The following is a 6907-nucleotide window of genomic DNA, read 5'->3' as shown; positions in this document are numbered from 1 at the left end:
AAACAATTACTTGTAATGCATGTGCCCTTAGGCTACTATTGACGACACAATAGGTTCAATCTCCGTTGAACAATTACTTACACAGCCTCGTTTCGCACATACTTAAAATCGTAGAGGAACATGCTAAATCCCTTACCCATCAGCTGGTCAATCAGGTGGCGGATCACAAAATAGGATTTCCCTGCCCCAGGCGTTCCTGCCACCAATAAACCCCGAAAAAGGTTGATCAGGTTTATCCAGCTACTACGTGATTCTCCGTTATAGCGATATTTTGCAGGTAAGTTGACTGAGTATTCATTCTCGAGCAGTCGTTCTTCCTGCGGGAAGGTTTCGTTCTCCACATTGAATATATCCTTTTCAAGAAGGTTTCTAATTCTCCGTGATATCCAGGTGCCCGCAGCGAGCATCAACAAAAAGCCAACTGTAGAAATGGAGATGTAAAATGAGGCCAATAATTCTGCAGGGATAGGGAGAAAAAGAAACAGTATCGCACCAAAATACAGGGCCAGCCCGGCGCTTAAAAAGATCCCGATTCTTTTGATGGTTATTTTTTCATCCTTTCGTCCTTTGACGCCCAATAGAGAAATGGCAAGAAAAACTGTGGCCAATCCTTTTGCCATGAACCAGCCTTCAAAAACCGGTATCCTGGCAATATTCCCCAAGATTTTATCAGTGAGGCTGGTATGCCAACCGAGATCAGCAAATAGCTGAAAAAACCTAATGTAAAAATGCAGGCCTAATACAAAGGCGCTGATCATTCTACTGAGGTCCAGAATTTTCCTCAGTGCTTGTCCATCTTCTCCTGTGTTCATTTCTTTAATTTTTATCTGATTGATTGCGAACGTTGCTGTTTTTTCTTCTTCTTTTTTCCCATTGGATAGATCGGCGGTTCTAAATCTGGTTTCTGCAATAAAACCTCCAAAACCCCGGGGCCATCTGCCACTGATTTTTTTTGTTTGGAAAGATTTTCCAAATCCGCAAGGCTGCTCGCGGAACTTACTTTGCCTGGAACTAATCCATTAGCTGGGGACGTATTTGAGATATCAAACCTATCCAATATCGCTTTGGCGCTATAGGCCTTGCCCAGATCGCTACCATTGAAAACACATTTATTGTTGTGGTCAATAAAAGTGAATCCATATATCTGTCCAGAGTTACTTCTGCGCAGGACCAGATCAATATTTTTTCTATTGAGTTCTGCGATAAAATTTTCGCGGTTTATAACCTTGCCATTTGCAAATATTTCATCGATTGTTTTTTTCAGTGGCTCTCTAAAAGCTTTTTTTCTGATTTGATTATCGGCAAACTTTTTTTCCAGCCGCTTTAATGTAGGCCTGCCTGCCAGACTACTTGCCTTTATGGGTACACCAACACGGTTGCTTTCAGTATCCAATACGGCATAAACGAGTCCACCTCTCTCAAACATCAATGAATCTTCTCTACCCCTATCAGCAACGATGTTATAAAGTTTTAGTATGGCATTAAACTCAGCTAAAGTGGTAAATGTATAACTGCGAAGAATAGGTGTGACCACATTATAAATCGATTGTTTAGTAGGCTTTTTACCATAGGAAATAGCTTTGAGTTTAACAGGGCTGATTTTCTCCTCCATGCTGGCATTTTTTCCCTGGGCTATCACCAAACCAAACTCTAATTCAATATTTTTCCTGACGATTTCAGAGATTGATTTTCCGATGTTATGAAAATCGATCCGCGAACCATCTGCCTGAATGTTGGTACTTACAATGTGTATATGGGGATGGCTTACATCCTGGTGTTGGTATACCAAGTACGGTTGATTGCCAAAACCAATACCTTCCATGTAAGCTGAGGCGATCTGGGTGATCTTATCTTGTGACAAGTTATCGGAACGGTCAAAATTTAACATGATATGCATGGCATTTCTCTTCGCACGGCCATTCAACTTGTTCAGCCGCTCGAATCTGGCAATCTTATTACTCATATCCAGCTTTTCAACCTCCACGGCGAATCTGTTGGCCAGGATCAAAGTCGCATCACCTACCGCTACCTTTGATTCGTTATAGTTCAGTAGCCCACGTATGCTGTAGCCACTCAAGATCCTTGCAACCATTTCATGGACATCTTACCTACCAGATCCAGCAAACGGTTAACCCGAAGATCCACATCGTTGTAAAGGGCTGCAGTCTTCATGAAATAAAAGGAGCGTTGCGTATCATTTTTGGATGTATGAAAGTACCTGGTCTGTTGGTTTATATTGATGCCGATTGCCTTAAGTTCTTTTCTTATGGTTGCCAGTTCCTCCATTGGTGCATTCATAGTAACATCAATATAAAAACAGGCTATCTTCTCTCTGGAAAGTATTTTTCTTGCTACTTCTCCAAGGGTACTGCAATTACTATTCTGTTTTAATTCCATCAGCCTTTGATGCGTAGTTTCAGTTACACGGGTTCTGACCAGGTGCGTCAACCGCTCTTCTTTCTGCTGTTTTTTGTTTCTCATTGAATTTTGTTTTATGCCGACACCAAGGCTTTACGAGTTCCGAAGTACAGCCCCGACCACAAGGGCGCAAGATAGAATTGTGGACAATTCTACATCTTGCGGGACACCCGAGTGGCCAAATTTCTGCTAATCATTACTTTAGTTGGGGTAATTTCTATTGAGATAGCAGTCAGTTATTCTTAAAGGTCGTCTCATCAATAAGTTTGATCTTTTTAACTTCAGGGATTGTTGAGAGGACCGACTTCAAACGGCTGGAAAGTTCCATGCGGAAATTTTTGGAGCGGGGATGTGAATCTTTTCTTTTTGGGATTTTTGACTTAGGCTTTTCCATAGATAAACTGTTTTCATCAAAAATCTAGTTTTGAAAATAGAGTTTATGGACATCCCTGTAGGGATACCGATAGATTTAAATCAGGATTTTTGAAAACGCAGGTAACGATGAAGGCACAAAATTATCCACTAAGCCAGCGATCGAGTAACTGAGAACAATTTTCGATATCTGCCTTAATCCCGCTGAAAACTGTGGTATTATATTTTTTTGCCAGGCCTAAATCTTGCAACTCATGTTTTTTTGCTTTATCGACAAAGAGCATATCCGCGATTTGAATGGAAGTTGCGATGCGCATAATGTCGATCTGATCATTTGAGTTTCCATGTTTTCCGCGCGATTCAGAATAGGCCGTCATTGAGGTTCTGACATCCAAAGGGGAAATTTCCTCAAAACCTGAAGTACGCAGATATTTGAGCAGTACCTTGGATTCCTCAATTGTCATTTTATTTATTTTTAATAGAATATCAAGAATTAGGTCTATCCAGTGTGGAACTGTACGGGTTGCAAATTCGACTCCTAGCAGTCTTATACCACCCTTGGTCACGATGAGTTCTTCCAAACGGTCACAAAATTCTCCGAGGGTCAATAATTTGTGAGTCTCCATCATATTTTTTTGCAACTCTGTAGATAATCCCCTTGCACCTAATGTTGGATAATCTAACACCTCGGCTATCATTCCTTTGAGCTCTTCCCTATTCTCACGAAAAGCCGGCAGTGTAGCATCGTAGGAGAAGTCTTTACTAATTTGGTTGCTCAGAAAGGTATTTCCGGTGAGATTGTTTTTTCTGATCTTGCTGATCATAATTTGCGCAGCAATTTTGGGTTCGATTTTGAAGAAATATCCGTGGGACAGACTCGTTAAAAAATTGTGATGAACAATTGCATTCTCATTGAGCTTTCCAGCCGTTTCAATAAGATGTTCAGCAGGTGTTGGGCAGATGAACCTGCCTGATTTTGCCCCCTTAATGATCATTATTCTCACTTCATTCCAGACGGGATTACAATCGACCATATTGCTTGCAGCAAACTGGTCAAGATATATCCAGTACTTATCTTTCAGGTAGCCTTTCATATGTAGTATTTTAAATTATAAGAATTTTCCAATATCCCACATGTCAATTTTAATGCAACCCTCGTTTTTCTTCTGGAGAGGCTATGGGGTCACTGTCTAGGTGAGCCTGTTCTTAATATTATTTCTTACCAGTATCTGATAATAGGCAGTATACTGAGCTAAAATTAATTTATATCGTGTGCTAAATTTCGAATCTGTAGTGGCTACAACGGTGTTTCAAAAATTATTATAATGGTCTTCATCATCTTTGAAACCCGACTTGATATCATGAAACCCTTGACGAAACTTATAATATAGATGAGATGTGAAAAGCTTTTTACTACAAAAAAGGGGGGGGGGAAATATGATATTTCCCCCCGGACATCTAGGCTAACGCTCTAAAATAAAAATCTCTGAACTATAAAGCTAATTCAAGCGCTGCGAGCTCGCTTCCAAGTTGCTTGATACCAGTCATTATTTTTTCAACTTGTTTAATACTCGGCTTTTTATGTCCATTGACATACTGTGACAACAATGTCTTATCCATTCCAATTCTCGATCCCAATGCACTTGCATTTATTACTTTGTAATAGTCAAAAAATTGCTTTACGTCAAGCTGAATTAAAAACTCATCAATGGTTAAGGCCTTCGTTTTTTTTAATTCGGCGTAAGAGTTGTACGCATCGACAATATTATTCCTCAACTCGGTAATCGTGTCTCCCGATGTTGCCACCGGAATGTTTTCAAAGTCTTCTGAATAGGCAGAGAACCCTGTTCCGGTTTTCTCTACTATAAATACTACTTTTTTCATCTCAATCTTCCAATCGACCATAATGGCCATTTATAAATTCCCTCACAAGGTAGAGGTCCCCCATCACGGTGTAAGGCACCGCGCAACCTTCATATATATAAATAACAAGGGGGGCTATTTAAGCCCCGCTTGTTTAAGAATACTACTTGCGAGTCCAGGACCAATTTCCTTTGCTCCATGAAAAGCAATAACAACATGTTTATCACCTTCTGCATTCTGCCATATTTCATGGCTACCTTTTGCATCTCTAAGCTTATGCCATCCGGCCTTTTTAAGCTTTTTTATTAATTCATTCCACTTCATTACATACGCTACTAAATTAAATAAAGAAAAAACTTCCTAATTGGAACAATACAAAAGTAAACAAAAGTTTACATTTTAAAAAATATAAAGTAAACTTTCGTTTACTTTACATTAATCATTCAAAATCAAAGGATATCCAGAAATTATTTTTGAGGGTTCCGTAGATTCGTTATATCTCATGACCAGAGAGTTTTCAACTAGTTCAATCCTCAGGGAGATGCAGAAGAAATTTTTAGCAGCATCTGTAATCATCAGTAGAAAGAAACCTGGAAGTGCTTAGTTGCTTTCCCGTAAGAATAACACTTGATTGTTTTGTCACGCAATCCTCCGAGTCTTCATCCTGTTTCGTTTCAAATTCATGGTGACAGATTAAAAAAAATTAGCTATTTTAAAACGTTTTCAATGGCCAACCTATTGAACAGCCGTTAACAAATACGATTAGATGAAAATACCCTACCTGCAACCACCGACTAAATTAGGAGAAGGCTTTTTAAATTTTGCAAAAGAAATCCATCAGAAGAGTGTTGAGCTTGGCACTAAATTCACCGAAGAAGAACTTGCCGAATTCTTTAACCAGAGCTTTTCCGGAAAAGTCAGGGCCAACTTCCTGCTATGGATCGGGGACCTGAACCGAATCATCGAGGGGATCAACATAATGCTGGGCGACTTAAATCAATTAAAAAGCGATAGGCATTCCATGACTGGTGATCCGGTTATTAGGAGCGAATTTCTCTTTCAATCTTTCTTTGGAGAATTCTTTAGGCTAAAAGAAATCTGCAAACTGTTTATCAAGCAGCTTGCCAAAATTAAAGTCCTTTCAAACAAGAATAAAGAAATGCTTTACGATTCCTATTTTACTGCGTTTGACTGGATTTATGAAATAAGGAACATGATGATTCATCAGGGCGTGACCTTCAAGAATTACGACGTAAAATTTCCAGAGAAATTTATGACGGGACTGGATCCGCACGAAGCTGAAATATTTACCAAGCTCGTGGAGACTTCGAACACACGACAAGGGACTGTAGAAGTTCAATGCGCATTTTATATCTGGATCATTTCCGAGCTGATGGAACATTACCTCAAATTCCAACATAATATGGGTGACACCCTCGCGGAACTGGTTCTCCTTTATGAGGACTTTGCACTGGATATAACCGTATCAAGAAATGACTGACACCAGAGACATAGAAAGAAGCAATATCAAGCCAGTAATCTATATGGACTGGAATATTTTCAACAAGCTTGAACACCTTGAAGATCTTGAGACGGAAATCCAGTCCCAATATTTGCTACTCTACCGGATGATCACCAAAGGGTATTTCATGACACCCTATTCCAATGCCCACATCAGTGACTTATCGCGCGGATACCACAAAGACCCTAGCTATACCCCTGGTCATTTGGCCAACATCACAGAATTAACCAAAAACCTTTGTCTCACACAATACTGGGGGGAGAGTAAAGCAAAATGGCACTACCGAGAACCAAGTGAGTATTTACTGGCTGCCATTAAAGACAACGATGAGATGGCTACTACGTTTGCAGATTTACTGGGTTCCATTTCAGATGATGAATTAGGTTCGGCACTCGCAAACCTGCAAACTACACTCTTAAAAATTACCCCCATACCGAATACATTCAAGCAAATCTATAGCCTCAATCCAATATTTAACAGCATTTATCCACGCACTAAAACGGAAATGAACGTATATGCCCTATGTGAAGACCTCTACTCTTTTTCCTATAAAGTTCGAAACGATTACGTATTATATAAAAATTTTAGAAAATTTCTCTCAGAGTCAAAACAAAAGCTACCTCAATACCGAATGATTATTCCGAACAAAGTACACCACATTCCGAGGCATAGTGCACCAGTTTGGTTCTGGCTTTAGCACTAACTTTAAACCATATCACTTTTGGACAAAGC

The 6907-nt window shown here is 39.6% G+C and carries 8 protein-coding genes; 2 read left to right on the top strand and 6 right to left on the bottom strand.

Going from position 1 to position 6907, the window contains the following annotated elements:
* Nucleotides 1–77 precede the first annotated feature (77 nt).
* The 6 genes from ASE74_RS18265 to ASE74_RS18240 form a co-directional block, all read right to left on the bottom strand.
* Complete coding sequence (locus ASE74_RS18265) at nucleotides 78–812, bottom strand: YWFCY domain-containing protein (protein ID WP_055912183.1); 735 nt, start codon at nucleotides 810–812, stop codon at nucleotides 78–80.
* An 11-nt stretch (nucleotides 813–823) separates the two neighbouring features.
* Complete coding sequence (locus tag ASE74_RS18260) at nucleotides 824–2092, bottom strand: relaxase/mobilization nuclease domain-containing protein (RefSeq protein WP_055912181.1); 1269 nt, start codon at nucleotides 2090–2092, stop codon at nucleotides 824–826.
* Nucleotides 2074–2481 (bottom strand): hypothetical protein, encoded by a 408-nt coding sequence (locus tag ASE74_RS18255; RefSeq protein ID WP_055912179.1) that lies wholly within the window; start codon nucleotides 2479–2481, stop codon nucleotides 2074–2076. The genes ASE74_RS18260 and ASE74_RS18255 overlap by 19 nt, the downstream gene beginning before the upstream one ends.
* 452 nt (nucleotides 2482–2933) lie before the next feature.
* Nucleotides 2934–3884, bottom strand: coding sequence for a hypothetical protein (locus ASE74_RS18250; RefSeq protein WP_055912176.1), 951 nt, complete (start codon nucleotides 3882–3884; stop codon nucleotides 2934–2936).
* Nucleotides 3885–4281: 397 nt separating this feature from the next.
* Entirely contained in the window at nucleotides 4282–4674 is a 393-nt protein-coding gene (locus ASE74_RS18245; protein ID WP_055912185.1) for a helix-turn-helix transcriptional regulator, read from the bottom strand.
* Nucleotides 4675–4788: 114 nt separating this feature from the next.
* The gene (locus ASE74_RS18240; protein WP_055912172.1) at nucleotides 4789–4977 is read right to left on the bottom strand and encodes a type II toxin-antitoxin system HicA family toxin; all 189 of its coding nucleotides are present in this window, start codon (nucleotides 4975–4977) and stop codon (nucleotides 4789–4791) included.
* A gap of 442 nt (nucleotides 4978–5419) precedes the next feature.
* Here ASE74_RS18240 and ASE74_RS18235 point away from each other — a divergent pair, with 442 nt between their 5' ends.
* Both ASE74_RS18235 and ASE74_RS18230 read left to right on the top strand, forming a co-directional pair.
* Nucleotides 5420–6154, top strand: coding sequence for a hypothetical protein (locus ASE74_RS18235; RefSeq protein WP_055912170.1), 735 nt, complete (start codon nucleotides 5420–5422; stop codon nucleotides 6152–6154).
* A gap of 148 nt (nucleotides 6155–6302) precedes the next feature.
* Nucleotides 6303–6872 (top strand): hypothetical protein, encoded by a 570-nt coding sequence (locus ASE74_RS18230; RefSeq protein WP_235526156.1) that lies wholly within the window; start codon nucleotides 6303–6305, stop codon nucleotides 6870–6872.
* Nucleotides 6873–6907 lie beyond the last annotated feature (35 nt).

Origin of the sequence: Pedobacter sp. Leaf216, from assembly GCF_001421515.1 — a bacterium.
Classification (GTDB): Bacteria; Bacteroidota; Bacteroidia; order Sphingobacteriales; family Sphingobacteriaceae; genus Pedobacter.
The sequence above is the reverse complement of the archived record's forward strand: the minus strand, read 5'-3'. Positions and strand labels throughout refer to the sequence as shown.

Coding starts and splice junctions, on each gene's coding strand:
- ASE74_RS18250 (WP_055912176.1), bottom strand. CDS start 3,884: ATGAAAGGCTACCTGAAAGATAAGTACTGGATATATCTTGACCAGTTT.
- ASE74_RS18235 (WP_055912170.1), top strand. CDS start 5,420: ATGAAAATACCCTACCTGCAACCACCGACTAAATTAGGAGAAGGCTTT.
- ASE74_RS18230 (WP_235526156.1), top strand. CDS start 6,303: ATGACACCCTATTCCAATGCCCACATCAGTGACTTATCGCGCGGATAC.
- ASE74_RS18265 (WP_055912183.1), bottom strand. CDS start 812: ATGAACACAGGAGAAGATGGACAAGCACTGAGGAAAATTCTGGACCTC.
- ASE74_RS18240 (WP_055912172.1), bottom strand. CDS start 4,977: ATGAAGTGGAATGAATTAATAAAAAAGCTTAAAAAGGCCGGATGGCAT.
- ASE74_RS18255 (WP_055912179.1), bottom strand. CDS start 2,481: ATGAGAAACAAAAAACAGCAGAAAGAAGAGCGGTTGACGCACCTGGTC.
- ASE74_RS18260 (WP_055912181.1), bottom strand. CDS start 2,092: ATGGTTGCAAGGATCTTGAGTGGCTACAGCATACGTGGGCTACTGAAC.
- ASE74_RS18245 (WP_055912185.1), bottom strand. CDS start 4,674: ATGAAAAAAGTAGTATTTATAGTAGAGAAAACCGGAACAGGGTTCTCT.